Source organism: Paraburkholderia sp. BR10923, assembly GCF_040948765.1.
In the GTDB taxonomy this organism is placed as follows: domain Bacteria; phylum Pseudomonadota; class Gammaproteobacteria; order Burkholderiales; family Burkholderiaceae; genus Paraburkholderia; species Paraburkholderia youngii.
On record NZ_JBFPKO010000021.1, the window covers coordinates 90094 to 108904 of the forward strand.

Genomic DNA, 18811 nt, shown 5'->3' on the forward strand with positions numbered 1-18811 from the left:
TCATTTAGAGATAGTCACCTTCCGTCGAAACCGTCATGCGCGCACTCTGGGACATCACCCCCGCCGTCGATCCCGCCACGCCCGTCTGGCCGGGCGACACGCCGGTCGGCATCGAACGCGTCTGGCGCATGGAGGCTGGCTCGCCGGTCAATGTCGCGCGTCTGACGATGTCGCCGCACACCGGCGCGCATACCGATGCGCCGCTGCACTACGACGCCGACGGCGCCGCGATCGGCGACGTGCCGCTCGACGCGTATCTCGGTTTATGCAGAGTGATTGACTGTATCGGCGCTTCGCCTGTTGTGACGCCACAACACCTGACCGGCTCGCTCGACGATCTGCCGCCGCGAGTCTTACTGCGCACTTACAGGAATGCGCCGACGCGCGAGTGGGATAGCGCGTTCTGCGCGGTCGCGCCCGAGACCGTCGATCTGCTCGCCGCGCGTGGGGTGAAGCTGATCGGCATCGATACGCCATCGCTCGATCCGCAGGAATCGAAGACGATGGACGCGCATCACCGCATTCGCGCGCACCGGATGGCGATTCTCGAAGGCATCGTGCTCGACGCGGTAGAACCCGGCGACTACGAGCTGATCGCGCTGCCGCTGAAGCTGACCACGCTCGACGCGAGCCCGGTGCGCGCGGTGCTGCGCGCACTACCCGGCTCGCGCCAGGCCACGCCCGCGGCGAGCTACTGACCCGACAACCCAAACCCAACCCATCGAACCACCATGAACCATCGTGACGAAGCCGTGGCGCTCGACAGCGCCGACCCGCTCGCAGCGCTGCGCGACCAGTTCGCGCTATCGCCGACGACTATCTATCTCGACGGCAACTCGCTCGGCGTACCGCCGGCCGCCGCCGCGCAGCGCGCGCAAACCGTGATCGCCGCCGAATGGGGCGAAGGGCTGATCCGCAGCTGGAACAAATCCGGTTGGTTCGTGCTGCCGCGCCGGCTCGGCAACAAGCTCGCGCCGTTGATCGGCGCAGCCGAAGACGAAGTCGTGATCACCGACACGATCTCGACCAACCTGTTCAAGCTGCTGTCGGCCGCGCTGCGGCTCGCGAATGCGCGCGATCCGCAGCGTCGCGTGATCGTGTCCGAGCGCTCGAACTTCCCGAGCGATCTGTATATCGCGCAGGGTTTGATCGAACAGCTCGATCGCGGCTACGAGCTGCGCCTCGTCGACGATCCGTCCGAGCTGCCCGACGCGATCGGCGCGGACACCGCGATCGCGATGATCACGCACGTGAACTACCGGACCGGCTATATGCACGACATGGCCGCGCTGACGAAGCTGATCCACGACAGGGGCGCGCTCGCGCTATGGGACCTCGCGCATTCGGCGGGCGCGGTGCCGGTCGATCTGAACGGCGTCGGCGCCGACTACGCGGTCGGCTGCACCTACAAGTATCTGAACGGCGGCCCCGGTTCGCCCGCTTTCGTGTGGGTGCCCAAGCACCACCAGAACGAGTTCGCGCAGCCGCTGTCGGGCTGGTGGGGGCATCGCGCGCCGTTCGAAATGAATCCGACGTATCAGCCCGACAACGGCGTAGGCCGCTTCCTGTGCGGCACACAGCCGATGGTGTCGATGGCGCTCGTCGAATGCGGGCTCGACGTGTTTCTGCAAACCAACATGCAGGCGGTTCGCGAGAAGTCGCTCGCGCTGACCGATCTGTTCATCGAACTGGTCGAGACGCGTTGCAGCGAATTTCCACTGAAGCTCGTGACGCCGCGCGAGCATGCGCAGCGCGGCTCGCATGCGAGCTTCGAGCATCCGCACGGCTACGAGGTGATGCAGGCGCTGATTGCGCGTGGCGTGATCGGCGACTATCGCGAGCCGCACGTGCTGCGCTTCGGCTTCACGCCGCTGTACACGCGTTTCGTCGACGTCTGGGACGCCGTCGAAACCTTGCGCGACGTGCTCACCCGCGAGGCCTGGAAAGCTCCTGAATTCGCCCAGCGCGGCGCCGTTACCTGAGGACGACAGAATGACCGATCACATGCACACGCCGGGCTTGCCAGAAGAACCGGCGGCACAGGGCTGCCCGTTCGGGCACGGACAGATGGCTTCGGCGCCGGCAGCGAGCGCCGCGAGCACGACAAATAGCGGCTGGCACGACGCGCAGCTCGACTTCTCGGAGTCGATGAGCTACGGCGATTATCTGTCGCTCGGCACGGTGCTGGACGCGCAGCATCCGTTGTCCCCGGATCACAACGAGATGCTGTTCATCATCCAGCATCAGACGAGCGAGCTGTGGATGAAGCTCGCGCTGTACGAGTTGCGCGCGGCACTCGCGGCCGTGCATCGCGACGAGCTGCCGCCCGCGTTCAAGATGCTCGCACGCGTGTCGCGGATCATGGAGCAACTGGTGCAGGCGTGGAGCGTGCTCGCGACGATGACGCCATCCGAATACACGGCGATGCGGCCATACCTCGGCACTTCGTCGGGCTTCCAGTCGTATCAGTACCGGCAGATCGAGTTCCTGCTCGGCAACAAGAACGAGCAGATGCTGAAGCCGCATGCGCATCGCGCCGACGTATACGCGCAAGTGAAGGCATCGCTCGAAGCGCCGTCGTTCTACGACGAAGTGGTGCGGCTGCTTGCGCGTCGCGGCTTCAAGATTTCGTCCGCGCGGCTCGAACGTGACTGGACCAGGCCGACTGAACATGATGCGTCGGTGGAGGCCGCGTGGCTCGAGGTGTATCGCAATCCGTCCGAGCATTGGGAGCTGTACGAGATGGCGGAAGAACTCGTCGATCTCGAGGATGCGTTCCGCCAATGGCGCTTCCGCCACGTGACGACCGTCGAGCGCATCATCGGCTTCAAGCAGGGCACCGGCGGCACTAGCGGCGCGCCGTATCTGCGCAAGATGCTCGATGTCGTGCTGTTTCCCGAGCTCTGGCATGTGCGGACGATGCTGTAACGGTTGGCGCGTATAAAGCATCGCCCTGGCGGACCTAGCGGGAGACAAAAAGCAAGCCATCGTGCTGAGCGTAGTGCTGCGACTATTGCCGCTTGCTGCAGAACAGGCACCGTGCATCGGGCTGAGGAAAGTTCGGAGTTCTCCGAATCTTGAGAGATGGTCAGCATGGCAGCATCGGAACCCCATAAAAAACATCAGAGGGTTTCGATATGCCCGGTGCCGATAACGCCGAAGGAGTGAAGGTTGTACTGAGTGCTCCGCAACTCGCGGCCGTGCTATCTCGTCAGTCGATCAGCCAGTCGGAAATGCTTTCCAACCGGCTTTGGGGCGGTTTACAGGTCGTCGGCGGCGTGCTGGAAATGGTCGGTGCGGGTGCGCTTTGCGCTTTGCCAGAAGACTGACACCCTAGTGGACAGCAGTAAAGTGAAGGTCATCTTGAAGCACGGGACGTACAACGGGATGCCGTACTACATTCTCACGGCCATGATCGAAGGCTGAATTTCACATGGATATTGATATATGAGATACGAAAATTTGTATCAATTGATTTGTGGCCGCTTCAATGAAGACTTCGACCTTTTTGGCAACACAATCGAGGAATTGGTCTTGTCTTTTACATGCGAGTGCACACCGGAAGAGATTAATGCGACGGTGGCCGAGATAGACCGATTCAAGAGCGATCATGCTGGGAATCTCGACGCCGCGTTTGAGAAAAATTTTGGCTATCAGTGCGATCCGACGGTGTGGGAGCAAACCACCGAGGCTTTTCTCGACAAACTTAAGAGTCTTCTCCTGAGCGAGTAGCCTGATTTTCCTCGCACTGGACGGCGATACATGAGATACGACGATCTGGATCAATTGATCGGTGTCTACTTCAATGAGGATTCCGACTACTGGGGAAACACAATTGAAGAGTTGGTGCGGACTTGTGCAAGCGGATGCACGCCAGAAATGATTAACGCAAAGGTGGCCGACATAGATCGGATCAAGAGAGATCACGCTGGAAATCTTGGCGCTGCCTTCGAGGAGGAATTCGGCAGGCAGTTCGATCCGACGCTGTGGGGGCACACCGTCGAATCTTTTCTCGACAAACTTAAACGTCTTCTTCTGAGTGAGTAGCCTGCACCACCGCCCGCCGGACGGCCCCGCCGTCTGGCGGGGCTTACGTCTATTTTCATTTCACCACGCAACCAACGGCGCTTGACACCCCCTAACGCGCGGTATAACCACCATCAATCGGCAAACACACCCCGCTAACCATCGACGCCGCATCGCTCAACAAAAACAGAATCGGCGCCGCGACCTCGGCGGATTCAGCAAAGCGCCTGAGCGGAATCGCCTGCAACGCAGGATCGCGTTTGACGGGATCGCTCCACGCCAGCACCGCCATCGGCGTCAGCGTGACCGTCGGGTTCACGCTATTCACGCGAATCCCGTGCGGCCCCAGCTCGATGCACAACGCGCGCGTGACCGCATCGAGCGCCGCCTTCGACGCCGAATAGCTCAGATGATCGTCGAGCGCGACGAGCGCCGCCTGACTCGACACGTTGACGATGCTGCCCGCGCGCCCCGCGTCGAGCATGCCGCGCGCGACGTGCTTCGCGACCAGCACCGCGCCGCGCGCATTCACCGCCATCACGCGATCGAAGCTCGCGGCCGTGGTATCCACCGCGCGTTCCAGCAACGCGATGCCCGCGCAATTGACGAGACCGTCGAACGGTTCGAGCGACGCGAATGCTTCGTCGATTGCGGCTTCGTCGCTAACATCGAGCTTCAACGGCTCGCAGCCGGTTTCCTCGGCGAGCCGCGCGAGCTCGTTCACGTTGCGCGCGGCCGCGACGACCGATGCGCCGCTCGCGCACAGCGCCTCGACCGTCGCGCGGCCGATGCCGCTGGAGGCGCCCGTCACCAGGATCGAGCGTCCGGAAAAATCGAAAGTAGCGTTCATGATGATTGCAAGCGATGCATGACCGGCTTCAAAACCGGATAGAGATCCACGTACACGCCGAAGCGCTGCTCGTATAACGCCATGCGCCGTGCGTCGGGCTGCGCGCGCTCGATCAGTGTGACCCAGCCGCCTTGCGCCGCTTCGCGCGACACGAGGCCGACGCCGAGCGCGGCGAGCAACGCCGCGCCCATCGCCGCTTCCACGTCCTGCTCGATCGTGTAGACCGGATAGCCGGTGACATCGGCGGTGATCTGCATCCACAGGTCCGAATGCGCGGCGCCGCCCACGACGATCAGCTTGTCGTCGAGCGATTGCGCGCCTTTGCGCCCTGCCTCGATGTTGTGTTTCAGCGCGAACGACACCCCTTCGAGCACCGCGCGATACAGATGCGCACGCGTATGAAACAGCGACAACCCGACGAACGCGCCGCTCGCCTTCGCATCCCACACCGGACTTCGCTCGCCCATCAGATACGGCAGGAACAGCACGCCGTCGGCGCCGGCCGGCACTTGCGCGGCCGTTTCTTCGAGCAGCCGATGCGGATCGCCGTGCGGTGTCGCGCGCGCGGCCTCGATCTCCGCGTGACAGAACTGCTCGCGATACCAGCTGACCGACGCGCCCGCGGTAATCGCGCCGCCGAATACGTAGATATCGTGCTGCCCGTTGAAAACGTGCGGCATGCTGACCAGACCGTGGCGTGCGTCGACACGCTGATTGATGTAGCCCCAGCACATGCTGGTGCCGATCATCGCGACGTGCTGCCCGGCGCGCGTGACACCGGCCGCGAACGTCGCCATCGCCGCATCGACGCCGCCCGCGACGATCGCCGTGCCTGCATCGAGCCCAAGTTGCGCGGACCATTGCGACAACAAGCCGCCCACCACCTCCGACGATTCGACGAGCCGATCCGGCATCATCGTCGCGGGAATGCCGAGCATGTCGAGCGCTTCGTCCGACCAGTCGCGCCGCGCGATATCGTAGACGCCGCCGATATTGCCAGCCGAGCTGTGATCGACGGCGACCTCGCCGGTCAGCATGTAGATCACGTACGCGTTCGGCGGCAGGAAATAGCGCGTATGCGCCCACACGTCCGGCTCGTTCTCGCGCAGCCACAGCATCTTCGTGTAGCCGTAGTAGCTGTCTACCCCATTACCGGTGATCGTATGGAGCCGTTCGAGATCGACGTTCTCGCGCACCCAGTCCACCTGCGCGGTCGCGCGCCGGTCCATCCAGATCAGGCACGGTGCGAGCGGCCGCATGTCGTTATCGACCGGGATGCCAGAGCCGCCGTACAGGCTGCTCACGCACAGCGCCTTGATCGCACCCGGCGCGATGCCGGCCGCCTTCGCGTCGCCGACGCACGCGGCCACGCATTCGACCACGGCCTTCAGCCATACCGCGGGCCACTGCTCGGCCCACAACGGCTTCGGCGTATCGGGTTGATAGCTCGACGCATGCTGCGCGACGATCGCGCCATGCTCGTCGACCAGCAACGCTTTCGTGCTCTGCGTGCCGATATCGACGCCGATGACGTAGTTCATAGAGTCTCCGTTGAAACGCCGCACACGAGATTCATGCGCGCGGCTTCATCAGCACCTTGATCGAGTCGAGCGAATTCGCGATCCTGATCGCTTCGTCCCATTCTTCCAACGAAAAGCCGTGCGTGACGATGCCCTTCGACGTGACAAGTCCGCGCGCGAGCAGATCGATCGCGATCGGATAGCAATAAGGTCCAAGGTGCGCGCCGCGCACATCGAGTTCCTTGCGATCACCGATCACCGACCAGTCGAGCGTCGTATCCGCGCCGAACACCGAGAATTCGACGAAGCGCCCGAGCTTGCGGATCAGGTCCATCCCCTGGTTCACGCCGATCGGCGCGCCCGTCGTTTCAATATAGACGTCGCAGCCGTAGCCGTCAGTCAGTGAACGAATGATCGCGAGCGCGTCGTCCTTCTGAGGATTGATCGTCACGTCCGCGCCGTATTCGCGCGCGAGCGCGAGCCGCTCTTCGACGAGATCGATCACGACGAGCTTCTTTGGCGTCTTCAGATGCGCGACCTGCGTCATCATCAGACCGAGCGGCCCCGCGCCCGCGATCACGACGACGTCGTCGAGTTGCAGATCGCCGCGATTGACCGTGTGAATCGCGCACGCGAGCGGCTCGATGATCGCGGCGTCTTCGAGCGAGATGCCGTCGGGAATCTTGTGGACGATCGCGGTCGGCGGAATCCGCATGTACTCCGCCATGCCGCCATCCGCGACCTCGCGCTGAAAGCCGAAGATGTTGTGCACTTCGCACATCCAGTACTGGCCTGATTTGCAGTAGCGGCACTTGCCGCACGGCACGATCTGCTCGGCGATCACGCGCTCGCCTTTTTGCACGCCGAAATGCTCGGCCGCGCCCTCGCCCAGTTCCTCGACATAGCCAAAGAACTCGTGGCCCGGAATCACCGGCGCCTTGACCCACGGGCTCGGGCCGCCCCAGAACATCTTCGCGCCCGAATGGCATTTGCAGTCGCTCGCGCAGATGCCGCACGCGGCGATGCGGATCACCAGCTCGTGCGCGCGGGCGCGTGGCTTCTGCACTTGCTCGACGCGATAGTCTTTCGGTGCATGACAGACGATGGCGGTCATGTTCTGCTGGTCGGATGGAGTCGTCATTGCATGGTCCTGCAAAAAAGATGTGGGGAAGTGAGCGTTACTTTCTGCGGTCGCGGCTGATATAGATCGCGAGCAGAATGATTCCGCCCTTGATCACGTTCTGCACGTATGGATTGACGCCGACCATGTTCAGGCCGTTATTCAGCACACCGAGTAACAGCGCGCCGATCAGCGTGCCGATGATCGAGCCGCGTCCACCGGAGATCGACGTGCCGCCCATCACGACGGCGGCGATTGCGTCGAGTTCGAAGCCAACGCCCGCGTTCGGCTGGCCGCTCATCAGACGCGCGGTCAGCACGATCGCGGCGAACGCGGACGTCAAGCCGGCGATCGTGTAGACGATCAGCTTCACGCGCGCGACGCGCACGCCGGACAAGCGCGTCGCCTGCTCGTTGCCGCCGATCGCATACACGTAGCGGCCGAACGGCATCCGTTCGAGCAGCACCCACGCGATCACATAGATCACCGCCATGATTACGACCGGCGCCTGGATGCCGAGAATCTTGCCGTTGCCGAAGAAGCTGACCCAGTCGGGCAGGCCGTCGATCGGGTAGCCGCCGGTGTAGATCAGCGCGAGGCCGCGCGCGATACCCATCGTCGCGAGCGTGACGATGATCGGCGGCATGCCGGCGAACGCGACGAAAAAGCCGTTGGCCGCGCCGAAGCCGAGACCGACCGCGAGGCCGATCGCGAGCGCGGCCACCCCGTTCATGCCCGCGACCATCAGCCCGGCCGACAGCGTGCCCGCGAGCGCCATCACCGAGCCGACCGACAGATCGATGCCGCCCGTCAGGATCACGCAGGTCATGCCGACCGCGATGATCGCGTTGATCGACACCTGGCGCAGCACGTTCTCGATGTTTGCGGCCGACAGAAAACTGTCGCTCGCGAACACCATCACGATGCAGACGACCAGCAGGCCGATGAACGGATAGAACAGCGTCGAGCGTTTCAGCGCGGCCCAGGTGAAGCGCACTGGCGCGCCCGGCGTGTCGCTGCTGACGCTCGATGTTTTCGGCGAAGAGGAAGGATTAGGCATGTTCATGAGAAGCTCCAAGCGAACCGGCGGTCGCATAGGTCATCACGGCGTTCGATTCGATCGCGTCGCCTTCGAGCAGCGCTTCGATGCGGCCCTGCCGGAACACGGCGACGCGGTCGCACATGCCGACGATCTCCGGCAACTCGGACGAGATCATGATGATCGAGTAGCCGCGCGCGGTCAGTTCGCGCATCAGCAGATAGATTTCGGCCTTCGCGCCGACGTCGATGCCGCGAGTCGGTTCGTCGAAGATCAGGATGTTGGTGTGGTGATTGAGCCAGCGCGCGATCACGACCTTCTGCTGATTGCCGCCCGACAGCGTCGCGACTTCGGTGTGCATCGTCGGCGCCTTCACGCCCACGCGCTTCATGATGTCGGCGGTCGCGCGCGCCTCGCTGCGCTGGTCGATGAAGAAACGCAGCGACCGGTACTTGCCGAGGTTGTTGATCGAGATGTTCTGCTTGATCGAGAAGTCGGTAATGAGCCCTTCGGTCTTGCGGCTCTCGGGCAGAATGCCGACGCCCGCGCGCAGCGCTTCGGCCGGATCGGCGAGCTTTGCGGCGGTGCCGTTCACGCGAATCTCCTTCACGTACGCGCGCTCCGCGCCGATCACCGCGAGCGCGGTCTCGGTGCGCCCCGAACCGACGAGTCCCGCGAAACCGAGAATCTCTCCTTCGCGCAGCGTGAAGCTCAACTCGGGGCTGTCTTTGAACAACTGCAAGCGCACGACGTCGAGCACGATCTTCGCATCGGCGCGCGGCGCCGGCTTCGGCGGAAAGCTGCTTTCGATGCGGCGTCCCACCATCATCTGCACGAGCCGGCTCACGTCGGATTGCGCGACCTCGGTCATGCCGACGTACTGGCCGTCGCGCAGCACCGTGATGCGGTCGCACACCTCGAAGATCTCTTCGAGGTGGTGCGAGATAAAGATCATCGCGACGCCCTGCTGCTTCAACTCGCGCATGATCGTGAACAGATGCGCGGCTTCGGCGGGCGTCAGCGTCGCGGTCGGTTCGTCGAGAATCAGCACGCGAGCATCGAGCGACAACGCCTTGCCGATTTCGACGAACTGCTGCTGCGCAACGGAGAGTTCCCTGATCGGCACCGACAGGTCGATCGCAACGCCAAGCCGCTGAAAAATCGCGGCCGCCGCGCGGCGCATCCTGGCGCGTTCGAGCAGGCCGAAGCGATTACGCATTTCACGGCCGAGAAACATGTTCTCCACCGCGTTCAGATACGGAATCAGGCTGAACTCCTGAAACACGATACCGACGCCCGCGGCCACCGCGTCGTGGTAGTTCGCGAAGTGGCGTTGCTCGCCGTCGAGCGTGATCGTTCCTTCGTCCGGCTGATAGATGCCGCACAGAATTTTCATCAGCGTCGATTTGCCCGCGCCGTTCTCGCCGAGCAGCGCGTGAATCTCGCCACGCGCGATCTCCAGGTGAATGCCTTGCAGCGCCTTCACACCGGGAAAGCTCTTGCTGATGTTGTCGAGCTTCAGAAGCGTATCCATCGCGTGTTCCTTTGCTGCGCACCGCCGCGCATGATCGCCACGCGCGGCGGCCTGCGCTTGCGTTACCAGCTGAAGCCCTTCGCGTTGCTCCTGTCGATCATTTTCACGTCGACCGGAATCGCTTTCGGCACATTGGCGCCCCACTTCTTCGCGAGCGCGATGCCGAGCGCGATGCGCACCTGGTCTGCCGGGAACTGCGCCGACGTCTCGACGAATTTCGAATCCGGCTTCTGAATCGCGGCTATCGCCTCAGGCGCACCATCGACGCTCGTCAGCTTGATGTCCTTGCCCGACGATTCGATCGCCGACAGCGCGCCCATCGAGCCACCGTCGTTCACGCTGAATACGCCCTTCAGATTCGGATGCGCCTGGATCATGTTCTCGGTGACGGACAGCGCGGTCGCGCGTTCCTGCTTGCCGTTCTGCGTATCGACGAGCTTCACGCCAGGCGATTTCGCGAGCGCCGCCTTGCAGCCGCGCACGCGTTCGAGAATCGGCACAACCGGAATGCCGTCGAGAATCGCCACTTCGCCGCTGCCGCCGATCGACTTCGCGAGGTAGTCGCAAGCCATCACGCCCGCGTCGTAGTTCTTCGAGCCGACGAACGAATCGACCGGGCCGTTCGCGTTCGCATCGACCGCGACCACGACGACGCCCGCCTTCTTCGCCGACGTGACCGCCGACTGGATGCCGGTCGAGTCGGTCGGATTGACGAGCAGGATGTCGATCTTCTTTTGCAGCATGTCTTCGACGTCGCTGACCTGCTTGCTGACGTCGTGATGCGCGTCGGTGACGACGACGGTCGCGCCGGTCGACGCGGCCGCGTCGTTCAGCGCTTTTTGCATCGTCACGAAGTACGGGTTGTTCAGCTCCTGAAACGTCATGCCGATTTTCAGCGGCGCGGCCTGCGCGGTCTGCGCAGCCGACACGCCAACGAGCGACAAACCGAACGCCAGCGCGGCGAAGCGGCGCGCGAACAGGATCGATGGGTTGAGCGAAAGAGTAGACGGCTTCATGGTTGTCTCCATTTTTTGAAGTGAGCACGCCCGTCGCGCTGTGAGCGCACAGCGCGATCGATGCGTGTTGAAACGCGAGTGGACTAAAGCTTTTGGACCACCGGTTGGGCACTATGTGACCGGATAGGCGACGCCGCTACGCGGCAAGCCCGGCGCGAGCACGATCGCCGGCGCGTTGTCGATGCCCCTGCCACGCGCGGCCGCTTGCTCGGAAGCGTCGCGGCTCGCATCGTTCAGTTGCTGATAACGGCGGAACGTCGATGGCGCCATGCCCTTCATGGCCAGAAACTGCCGGTTGAAATTCGACAGGTTGTTGAAGCCCGCCTTGAAGCAGATGTCGGTCACGCTCAGATCGCCGTCGGTCAGCAACTGGCACGCGAGATTGATGCGCATGCGATTCACGTACTGCACGAAAGGCAGCCCGGTATGGCGGCGGAAGTAACGAGAAAACGCGCTGACGCTCTGGCCGGCGAGTTGCGCAAGCTCCGACTCGCGCAATTCGTTCGAGAGGTTCTTGCCGATATACGCGAGCACATGATTGATGCGGGTCGCCGCGAAACTGGTCGGATCGGCCTGGTATGCGGGACTCGCGAGCGTGTCGCGATCCGGCGCGTTCATCAGGATCTCGAGCATCGACATGAACAGCACGAGCCGGCGCAGTCCGCGCGCCCCGAGCAGTTCGAGAAAGAGCGGCTTGATTTGCGCCGAGGTCTCGTGACCGAACGACAGGCCGCGACGCGCATCGGCAAGCATCGCCTCGACCTGACGCCACTCCGGAAAACTCTCAAGACAGTTCGACACGAACTCCTGGCCGAATTGCACGACCAGATTGCGCTGCGCGACGCTCTCGCCTTCGGGCACGTCGCTGACCCAGTTGTGCGGCAGGTTCGGCCCCATCAGCACGAGATTGCCGGGCGCGAAGCTGCCGATGTGATCGCCGACGAACATCTTGCCGGTCGTCGCGACGATCAGATGGATCTCGTACTCCGGATGAAAGTGCCAGCGCACCGTGCGATACGGATAGCCATGCGACCACACTTTGAACGATTCGTCGTGGCGTACGGCCACGATTTCGAGATCAGGTTGCACTGTCTGCCTCCACGGAGCGGCACGGGTGAGGCGCCGCCGATCTTGATCTTGTAAAGCAAAAAGTAACCCCCAAACGCGTTGGCGACCACTTAAAAAGAAGCCGCGGACCGATACTTTTTTGCACTGGGGTTAATCCGGACGCGCGCGAGGTCAAATTTGATGCAATGCAATATGAAGAGCGCAGCGCGTGTTCCCGCCGCGGACACTGCTCGCTGCCGCCCGCGCATCCAGCATGCCGCGCTGCGCCATCAAAACCCCGCCCCGTTGCCTTGACTTTCGTTTCGCCGGGGACGATCATTCGCTCACATACAGAGCAAATGCTCTGCACGCACAAAACGCGCGCCACGAGCGCCGTAGTTTCCGGAGACACGACATGAACAGCGGGCAAGGCAGCGGCGCGGCCGCACACGTGATCCTGCACATCGGCGCGGGTTCGTTTCATCGCGCGCATCAGGCGTGGTATCTGCATCGGCTGAACGAAGCGAGCGCGGCCAGCGAGCCGCACTGGTCGCTGACCGTCGGCAATATTCGCGGCGACATGAACCCGGTGCTCGAAGCGCTCGCTGCGCAGAACGGCGTCTACACGCTCGAAACGGTCACGCCGCAAGGCCAGCGCGCCTACGAGACGATCCGCTCGATCGAGCGCGTGCTGCCGTGGAGCGAAAGCCTCGACGGGTTGATCGAAGCGGGTGCCGATCCGGCCTGCAAGATCATCGCGTTCACCGTGACCGAAGGCGGCTATTACCTCGATGAACACGACCGGCTCGACACCGCGAATCCGGATCTCGCCGCCGACCTCGCCGGCGGTCACACGACGATCTACGGCGCGCTCGCGGCGATTCTCGACGCGCGCGTGAAGCGCGGCGCGGGACCCGTCACGCTGCAGACCTGCGACAACCTGCGCAGCAACGGCGAGCGCTTTCATGCGGGGATGAGCGAGTTTCTCGAACGACGCGGCGCGAACGAACTCGCGCAATGGTTCGACGACAATACGTCATGCCCGTGCTCGATGGTCGATCGCATCACGCCGCGTCCGACGCCCGACGTGCGCGAGCGCGTGAAGGCCGCGACCGGCGTCGACGACGCGAGCCCGGTGATGGGCGAGGCGTTCATCCAGTGGGTGATCGAAGATCGCTTCATCGCGGGACGGCCGCCCTGGGAGAAGGTCGGCGCGGAACTCGTCGATTCGGTGCTGCCGTACGAGGAAGCGAAGATCCGCATCCTCAACGCGACGCATAGCTGCATCGCGTGGGCGGGCACGCTGGTCGGCCTGAACTACATCCACGAAGGCACGCTCGACGCCGACATCCGCCAGTTCGCATACGACTACGTGACCGAGGACGTGATCCCGTGTCTGACACCGAGCCCGCTCGATCTCGAACGCTATCGCGACGTCGTGCTCGAGCGCTTCAGCAATCCGCATATTCTCGACACGAACCAGCGCGTCGCCGCGGATGGCTTCTCGAAGCTGCCCGGCTTCATCGCGCCGACACTCGCCGAATGCTTCGAGCGTGGCGTCACGCCGGCGGCGACCGCGATGTTGCCCGCGTTGTTCTTCCGCTTTCTGGAGCGCTGGCACACGGGCAAGCTGCCCTACGCGTATCAGGACGGCGTGATGGACGAGCGCGTCGCCCACGGCTTGTTCACGGCGCCCGATCCGCTGCGCGCATTCGCGGCCGACCGGCTGCTGTGGGGCGGCATGGCGCAGACGCCCGAGCTCGAAGCGGCGCTCGCGGGCGCGCTCGCGCGTGTCGACGCTTGGCTCGCGAAACGCGGCGCGGCTTGACGAGCCAGGCTTAATGCGCATGACAGCGCGCGCGATGTGCGGATAAAGTAGCGCATCTCCAACGACGAAGGTTTCGCTCCCATGTACCTAGGCATCGACCTCGGCACGTCCGAAGTGAAAGTTCTGCTGCTCGCCTCCGATGGCCGCGTGATCGGCACCGCAGGCTCGCCGTTCACCGTTTCGCGCCCACACCAGCGCTGGGCCGAGCAGAATCCCGAAGACTGGTGGGCGGGCACGCGCAGCGCGCTCGCCGCGTTGCGCGAGCGTCATCCCGACGAGTTCGCGCAGATTCGCGGCATCGGCCTGTCGGGGCAGATGCACGGCGCGGTGCTGCTCGATGCGGAGAATCGCGTGCTGCGGCCCGCGATCCTGTGGAACGACATGCGCAGCGACAAGGAATGCGCGGAGCTGACCGAGCGTGCGCCGGACCTGCACAGCGTCGCCGGCAATCTGGCGATGCCCGGTTTCACCGCGCCGAAGCTGCTCTGGGTCGCGCGTCACGAGCCGGAGATCTTCGCGAAAACCGCCTGCGTGCTGCTGCCCAAAGACTATCTGCGCCTGCAACTGACGGGCGGCAAGGTGTCCGATCCGTCGGACGCGGCCGGTACGCTGTGGCTCGACGTCGCGAAACGCGATTGGTCGGATTCGCTGCTCGCGGCCTGCAACATGACGCGCGCGCAGATGCCGGCGCTGCGCGAAGGCAGCGCGCCGGCCGGCACGCTGTTGCCGGAACTCTCGCGCGAATTCGGCCTGCGCGATGACGTGATCGTCGCGGCCGGCGGCGGCGACAATGCGACCAGCGCGATCGGCATCGGCGCGACGCAACCGGGCGACGGCTTCGTGTCGCTGGGTACATCGGGCGTGCTGTGCGTGGTCGGCGACAGCTTCCGGCCGAACCCGGCCTCCGCCGTGCACGCGTTCTGTCATGCGATCCCGGACCGCTGGCATCAGATGAGCGTGGTGCTGTCGGCGGCGAGCTGTTTGCGCTGGGTCTGCAAGCTCACGTCGACCGACGAGCCGACGCTGCTCGCCGAAATCGAGGCGCTGCCCGCCGAGGCCTTGACCACCGCGCCGCTCTTCTTGCCGTATCTGTCGGGCGAGCGCACGCCGCACAACGACCCCTACGCGCAAGGCGTATTCTTCGGCATGACTCACGCTACCGACCGCGCGCTGCTCGGCTATGCGGTGCTCGAAGGCGTGACGCTCGCGCTGACCGACGGCCTCGACGCGCTGCGCGCGGCCGGCACCGAAGCGAAGGTGCTGTCGCTGCTCGGCGGCGGCGCACGCAGCGACTACTGGGCCCAGTTGCTCGCCGATGCGCTCGACACCGTGACCGTCAAGCATGGCGGCGGCGAAACCGGCGCGGCACTCGGCGCGGCGCGTCTCGGCTGGCTCGCGGCAGGTGGCGAGCCGGCCACCGTGCTGACCAAGCCGCCCGTCGAAAAGGAGTTCACGCCGAATCCGCGCCGCCACGCGGAATTGCGCACGCGCCTCGAAGCGTATCGCGCGCTGTATCGCCACGTACGGCCGCTGTTCGATCCCGCCCGCGCCCCGCTCGCCTGAGCGTCATCCGCGGCCGGCCTGCGCGACAGACGCGCCGCCGGCCGCTATCATCGGCACACTTCAAGCGAAATCTCATCGTGCCCAGGTCCACAGAAAAACTCGATCTCGCCACGCGCGCCGCGTGGCTTTACTACGTCGCGGGCAATACCCAGAACGAAATCGCCGAGAAGCTGCAGGTGTCGCGGCCGGTCGCGCAGCGGCTCGTCGCATTCGCGGTCGAAAAGAACCTGATCCGCGTGCGGGTCGATCACAAGCTCGCCGATTGTCTGTCGCTCGCCGATCAGCTGTCGAAGCGCTACGGCCTGAGCATGTGCGAGGTCGTGCCGATCGATGGCGATACCCCCGAGGAACTCGACCGCAAGCTCGCGGTGGCCGGCGCGCAGGTGATGGAGCGTTATCTGACCGCGGAAAAGCCGATGGTGGTCGCAGTCAGCAGTGGCCGCACGCTGAAGGCCGCGGTCGATCAGATCGCGCAGCTGGACCGTCCGCAGCACCGGTTGGTATCAATGGTCGGGGCGATCGCGCAGGACGGCTCCTCGAACCGCTACGACGTCGCGCTGCACATTTCTGAAAAGACCGGTGGCAAGCATTTTCTGCTGCCCGCGCCGCTACTCGCCGACAGCGAGGCCGAGCGCGCGCAGTGGTGCAATCACCGTCTTTATCGGATCGTCGAGTCGCTGTCCGCGCAGGCCGACGTGGCGTTCGTCGGCATCGGCAACATCGGCATGACCTGTCCGTTGCACGAGGACGGCTTCATCACGGAAGGCGAGGTGAAGGAGTTGATGCACAACGGCGCGGTCGCCGAAATGCTGGGCCTGCCGATCGATGCGGCCGGCGCGCACGTCGAATCGCCGACCGGCCGGCGCGTGACGAGCATCGCGCTCGACGCGCCGCCGCGCCGGCCGACCATCGGGTTTGCGGGCGGACAGCGCAAGCGTGAGGCGTTGATCGCGGTGCTCAAGGGTGGGTGGTTGTCGGGGCTCGTGACGGATGAGTTGTGTGCGCGGGCGGCGTTGGAGGCGTGAAAAAACGCCCGCAGAAGAAGGCGGGCGATCGGTGTAGACGCGCCGCAAGATGGCGCGGTTGGAAGCTTACTCGCTCAGGAGCCTCGTCAACTCCTCAATAAATGAGGCGGCCGTGCGCCCCCACAGGTCTGGCGAAAAGTCCGTAAGTCTCCTCAAATGCCCTGTCCGGGTCAGGGTGCTCGCGCTTGAATCGCCCCATCTCAGACAACATCCTTTCATGCGCGTCCACAGGCGTTCCCTGTTTGTAGCATTCAACGACCTCAGCGATTGCGTCTCCTGAAAGTTCGTAATCTTGATAAGTTGACTGGTTTTCCATGATTTATCTGAAGGCGTCAAATCAATCTTCATCTTCAAACCAGATACAGAAATATTGACCATCTCCACTACTTATAATAATACCCGAGTCAAATGTCGAGTCCGTAAGACCATTCCATGAATTCGACAATGGCGATTCCTTGTTTGAAAAATACCTACTGTCTTTTAATTCATTTTCAGAAATTATTCTTTCAGCAAGCTCTTCCGCTTTACCCCTGTTCATGCGCTCACAATCATAAGCCTGTTCTTTCCATAGCAGATTCGTAAGAATAGCAATGGCCCTGGCTCTATCCTGGGGCATAAGCATCTTCTCGTCGGGCGTCAGGCCGAATTTGGACAGCGCCAAGGACAGGTCATCTGAATAGTCCAGTACATCGGAAATTCTGACCATCGTTGGGCCTCTCGCCGCGAGGATATCGGTGATTAAACTCATTTTCACTTGCCTCAATTAAACATCCAAATAAGCGGTGAGAAAGATAACCGGTGGATTCACGGTCCGTCTATGGGCGAGGGATGATTCGGAGAGAAGGCGCTGTTCGGCGACCAATACCGGGCCGCCAAAGCTGCTATCGCTGACCGACAGTCAGACGGCACCGCGCTCACACTATCTGTAGCTCCGTTACGACGAAACAGTCGCAACGAGCGTAATGCTTTGGCTATTCCCGCTTCACGCAAAACAGGCACCGCGCATCCGACCTACGGAAAATTCGGAGTTGTCCCAATCTTGAGAGGCGGTCAGCAAGTCAGCATTGGAGCCCCACAAAAACATCAGAGGGTTTCAATATGCCCGGTGCCGATAACGCCGAAGGAGTGAAGGTTGTACTGAGTGCTCCGCAAGTCGCGGCCGTGCTGTCTCGCCAGTTGATCAGTCAGACGGAGATGCTTTCCAACCGGCTTTGGGGCGGGTTACAGGTCGTCGGCGGCGTGCTGGAAATGGTCGGCGCGGGTGTGCTGTGCGCTTTGCCAGATCCGACGATGGCGAGCAAAGCCGGCTGTGTCGTATTCGGGATACATGGCTCCGACTCAGCGGCGGCTGGGCTGCGGCAGGTCTGGACGGGTCAGGACACGGCCACGCTGACCCAGCGGGGCACGACTAAACTCGCTGAAGCGATGCAAGCGAGCCCCGACATGGCGAACAACATCGGCCTGTCCCTCGATATCGCCGTGCCATTCGGCTTCTCTGGCTTGGTCAGGGCGGCGCGCGCCGCCCGCATAGCAGTAGGCCGGATCAACCTGGACATGCATGAAGCGAAGGAGGGCAGCAGGATCGGTGGACATACGCTTTTGAAACATGTCGGAAGGACTGAAGCGCAGTTGCGGGAAAGACTGGTAAATGAGCCGCAGCGGAAAGTCGTGTCATCGTTCACAAACCGCGGAACTGCGGAATTGGCTATATCGGAAGTTATGTCTTCAAACGCAATTAGACTCCGCGCGTGGGCGCAGAATCCGACGCGAGATATTACTCTTACACTGATTAAGCACGTCGCAGGCGACGTTGGATATGGGATATCGAGGGAACAGGAAAGCTGACGAAAATGAATAGAGTGACAGTCTTTCTAAGGTACGAACCCTATAATGGCATGCCATATTACGTGCTTACCGCTTATATTGACTGAAGGGAAAACGATGTCGCCCGAACGCTACCCCGCGATGCACCGCATATTTCACGTATATTTTGGTCAGGACTTTGACCTTTTTGGCGAAACCATTGCCGAAATCGTGGCTTGTTACAAAAAGGACAGCCCCCACACTTATTCGAATTTGATTCATGAAATCAATTCGTTCATGGATGAGCACTCGGCCGATCTGGATTGTGCGTTTGAAAAAAGCTATGGAGCGGGCTTTGATCCGACGCTGTGGGGACATACCACCGAGTCTTTTCTTAATGAGCTTAAGCGTCTCATGAGCGAATAGCGTCGCTTTCCCCG

At 62.7% G+C, this 18811-nt stretch carries 17 protein-coding genes and 2 pseudogenes; 11 read left to right on the top strand and 8 right to left on the bottom strand.

Annotated features, from left to right (window positions below):
- Nucleotides 1–35: 35 nt before the first annotated feature.
- The 6 genes and pseudogenes from kynB (at nucleotide 36) to AB3X94_RS30525 (ending at nucleotide 4047) form a co-directional block, all read left to right on the top strand.
- A complete protein-coding gene (gene kynB, locus AB3X94_RS30500; protein ID WP_184226408.1) occupies nucleotides 36–698 on the top strand; it encodes an arylformamidase in 663 nt (220 codons plus the stop codon).
- Between the two features lie 33 nt (nucleotides 699–731).
- Entirely contained in the window at nucleotides 732–1982 is a 1251-nt protein-coding gene (gene kynU / locus AB3X94_RS30505; protein ID WP_368613522.1) for a kynureninase, read from the top strand.
- 10 nt (nucleotides 1983–1992) lie between these two features.
- Entirely contained in the window at nucleotides 1993–2928 is a 936-nt protein-coding gene (gene kynA / locus AB3X94_RS30510) for a tryptophan 2,3-dioxygenase (protein WP_368613523.1), read from the top strand.
- Between the two features lie 209 nt (nucleotides 2929–3137).
- Nucleotides 3138–3323, top strand: a pseudogene (locus AB3X94_RS30515) (hypothetical protein); the annotation flags it as partial.
- 124 nt (nucleotides 3324–3447) lie between these two features.
- Nucleotides 3448–3732: a contact-dependent growth inhibition system immunity protein gene (locus AB3X94_RS30520; RefSeq protein WP_368613524.1), complete on the top strand. Its 285-nt coding sequence runs from the start codon at nucleotides 3448–3450 to the stop codon at nucleotides 3730–3732.
- Nucleotides 3733–3762: 30 nt separating this feature from the next.
- On the top strand, nucleotides 3763–4047 hold the full coding sequence (locus AB3X94_RS30525) for a contact-dependent growth inhibition system immunity protein (protein WP_368613525.1): 285 nt from the start codon (nucleotides 3763–3765) through the stop codon (nucleotides 4045–4047).
- 91 nt (nucleotides 4048–4138) lie between these two features.
- Here the strand turns inward: AB3X94_RS30525 and AB3X94_RS30530 are convergent, their stop codons facing one another.
- From AB3X94_RS30530 to AB3X94_RS30560, 7 genes are all read right to left on the bottom strand, one after another.
- Nucleotides 4139–4876 (bottom strand): SDR family oxidoreductase, encoded by a 738-nt coding sequence (locus AB3X94_RS30530; protein WP_176105181.1) that lies wholly within the window; start codon nucleotides 4874–4876, stop codon nucleotides 4139–4141.
- Entirely contained in the window at nucleotides 4873–6417 is a 1545-nt protein-coding gene (locus AB3X94_RS30535; RefSeq protein ID WP_368613526.1) for an FGGY-family carbohydrate kinase, read from the bottom strand. Before AB3X94_RS30535 ends, AB3X94_RS30530 begins: the two co-directional genes overlap by 4 nt.
- A gap of 31 nt (nucleotides 6418–6448) precedes the next feature.
- Entirely contained in the window at nucleotides 6449–7537 is a 1089-nt protein-coding gene (locus tag AB3X94_RS30540) for an alcohol dehydrogenase catalytic domain-containing protein (protein ID WP_176105179.1), read from the bottom strand.
- A gap of 37 nt (nucleotides 7538–7574) precedes the next feature.
- Nucleotides 7575–8582: an ABC transporter permease gene (locus AB3X94_RS30545; protein WP_368613527.1), complete on the bottom strand. Its 1008-nt coding sequence runs from the start codon at nucleotides 8580–8582 to the stop codon at nucleotides 7575–7577.
- Nucleotides 8569–10089, bottom strand: a complete 1521-nt coding sequence (locus tag AB3X94_RS30550) for a sugar ABC transporter ATP-binding protein (protein ID WP_368613528.1) — start codon at nucleotides 10087–10089, stop codon at nucleotides 8569–8571. The genes AB3X94_RS30545 and AB3X94_RS30550 overlap by 14 nt, the downstream gene beginning before the upstream one ends.
- Nucleotides 10090–10151: 62 nt before the next feature.
- On the bottom strand, nucleotides 10152–11105 hold the full coding sequence (locus AB3X94_RS30555) for a substrate-binding domain-containing protein (protein WP_368613529.1): 954 nt from the start codon (nucleotides 11103–11105) through the stop codon (nucleotides 10152–10154).
- Nucleotides 11106–11216: 111 nt separating this feature from the next.
- Complete coding sequence (locus tag AB3X94_RS30560; RefSeq protein ID WP_176105175.1) at nucleotides 11217–12194, bottom strand: AraC family transcriptional regulator; 978 nt, start codon at nucleotides 12192–12194, stop codon at nucleotides 11217–11219.
- Nucleotides 12195–12567: 373 nt separating this feature from the next.
- Between AB3X94_RS30560 and dalD the strand changes: the two genes are divergently transcribed.
- From dalD to AB3X94_RS30575, 3 genes are all read left to right on the top strand, one after another.
- The gene (gene dalD, locus AB3X94_RS30565) at nucleotides 12568–13980 is read left to right on the top strand and encodes a D-arabinitol 4-dehydrogenase (RefSeq protein ID WP_368613530.1); all 1413 of its coding nucleotides are present in this window, start codon (nucleotides 12568–12570) and stop codon (nucleotides 13978–13980) included.
- A gap of 81 nt (nucleotides 13981–14061) precedes the next feature.
- Entirely contained in the window at nucleotides 14062–15543 is a 1482-nt protein-coding gene (xylB, locus tag AB3X94_RS30570; protein ID WP_176105173.1) for a xylulokinase, read from the top strand.
- 77 nt (nucleotides 15544–15620) lie between these two features.
- On the top strand, nucleotides 15621–16568 hold the full coding sequence (locus tag AB3X94_RS30575; RefSeq protein ID WP_176105172.1) for a sugar-binding transcriptional regulator: 948 nt from the start codon (nucleotides 15621–15623) through the stop codon (nucleotides 16566–16568).
- 337 nt (nucleotides 16569–16905) lie between these two features.
- Here AB3X94_RS30575 and AB3X94_RS30580 read toward each other — a convergent pair whose 3' ends face one another.
- The gene (locus AB3X94_RS30580) at nucleotides 16906–17316 is read right to left on the bottom strand and encodes a hypothetical protein (RefSeq protein WP_368613531.1); all 411 of its coding nucleotides are present in this window, start codon (nucleotides 17314–17316) and stop codon (nucleotides 16906–16908) included.
- Between the two features lie 350 nt (nucleotides 17317–17666).
- Here AB3X94_RS30580 and AB3X94_RS30585 point away from each other — a divergent pair.
- Together AB3X94_RS30585 and AB3X94_RS30590 are read left to right on the top strand one after the other, a co-directional pair.
- A pseudogene (locus AB3X94_RS30585) lies at nucleotides 17667–18499 on the top strand (RNase A-like domain-containing protein).
- A gap of 10 nt (nucleotides 18500–18509) precedes the next feature.
- Complete coding sequence (locus AB3X94_RS30590) at nucleotides 18510–18797, top strand: contact-dependent growth inhibition system immunity protein (RefSeq protein WP_368613532.1); 288 nt, start codon at nucleotides 18510–18512, stop codon at nucleotides 18795–18797.
- Nucleotides 18798–18811 lie beyond the last annotated feature (14 nt).

Coding starts and splice junctions, on each gene's coding strand:
- kynB (WP_184226408.1), top strand. CDS start 36: ATGCGCGCACTCTGGGACATCACCCCCGCCGTCGATCCCGCCACGCCC.
- kynU (WP_368613522.1), top strand. CDS start 732: ATGAACCATCGTGACGAAGCCGTGGCGCTCGACAGCGCCGACCCGCTC.
- kynA (WP_368613523.1), top strand. CDS start 1,993: ATGACCGATCACATGCACACGCCGGGCTTGCCAGAAGAACCGGCGGCA.
- AB3X94_RS30520 (WP_368613524.1), top strand. CDS start 3,448: ATGAGATACGAAAATTTGTATCAATTGATTTGTGGCCGCTTCAATGAA.
- AB3X94_RS30525 (WP_368613525.1), top strand. CDS start 3,763: ATGAGATACGACGATCTGGATCAATTGATCGGTGTCTACTTCAATGAG.
- AB3X94_RS30530 (WP_176105181.1), bottom strand. CDS start 4,876: ATGAACGCTACTTTCGATTTTTCCGGACGCTCGATCCTGGTGACGGGC.
- AB3X94_RS30535 (WP_368613526.1), bottom strand. CDS start 6,417: ATGAACTACGTCATCGGCGTCGATATCGGCACGCAGAGCACGAAAGCG.
- AB3X94_RS30540 (WP_176105179.1), bottom strand. CDS start 7,537: ATGACGACTCCATCCGACCAGCAGAACATGACCGCCATCGTCTGTCAT.
- AB3X94_RS30545 (WP_368613527.1), bottom strand. CDS start 8,582: ATGAACATGCCTAATCCTTCCTCTTCGCCGAAAACATCGAGCGTCAGC.
- AB3X94_RS30550 (WP_368613528.1), bottom strand. CDS start 10,089: ATGGATACGCTTCTGAAGCTCGACAACATCAGCAAGAGCTTTCCCGGT.
- AB3X94_RS30555 (WP_368613529.1), bottom strand. CDS start 11,105: ATGAAGCCGTCTACTCTTTCGCTCAACCCATCGATCCTGTTCGCGCGC.
- dalD (WP_368613530.1), top strand. CDS start 12,568: ATGAACAGCGGGCAAGGCAGCGGCGCGGCCGCACACGTGATCCTGCAC.
- xylB (WP_176105173.1), top strand. CDS start 14,062: ATGTACCTAGGCATCGACCTCGGCACGTCCGAAGTGAAAGTTCTGCTG.
- AB3X94_RS30580 (WP_368613531.1), bottom strand. CDS start 17,316: ATGAGTTTAATCACCGATATCCTCGCGGCGAGAGGCCCAACGATGGTC.
- AB3X94_RS30590 (WP_368613532.1), top strand. CDS start 18,510: ATGTCGCCCGAACGCTACCCCGCGATGCACCGCATATTTCACGTATAT.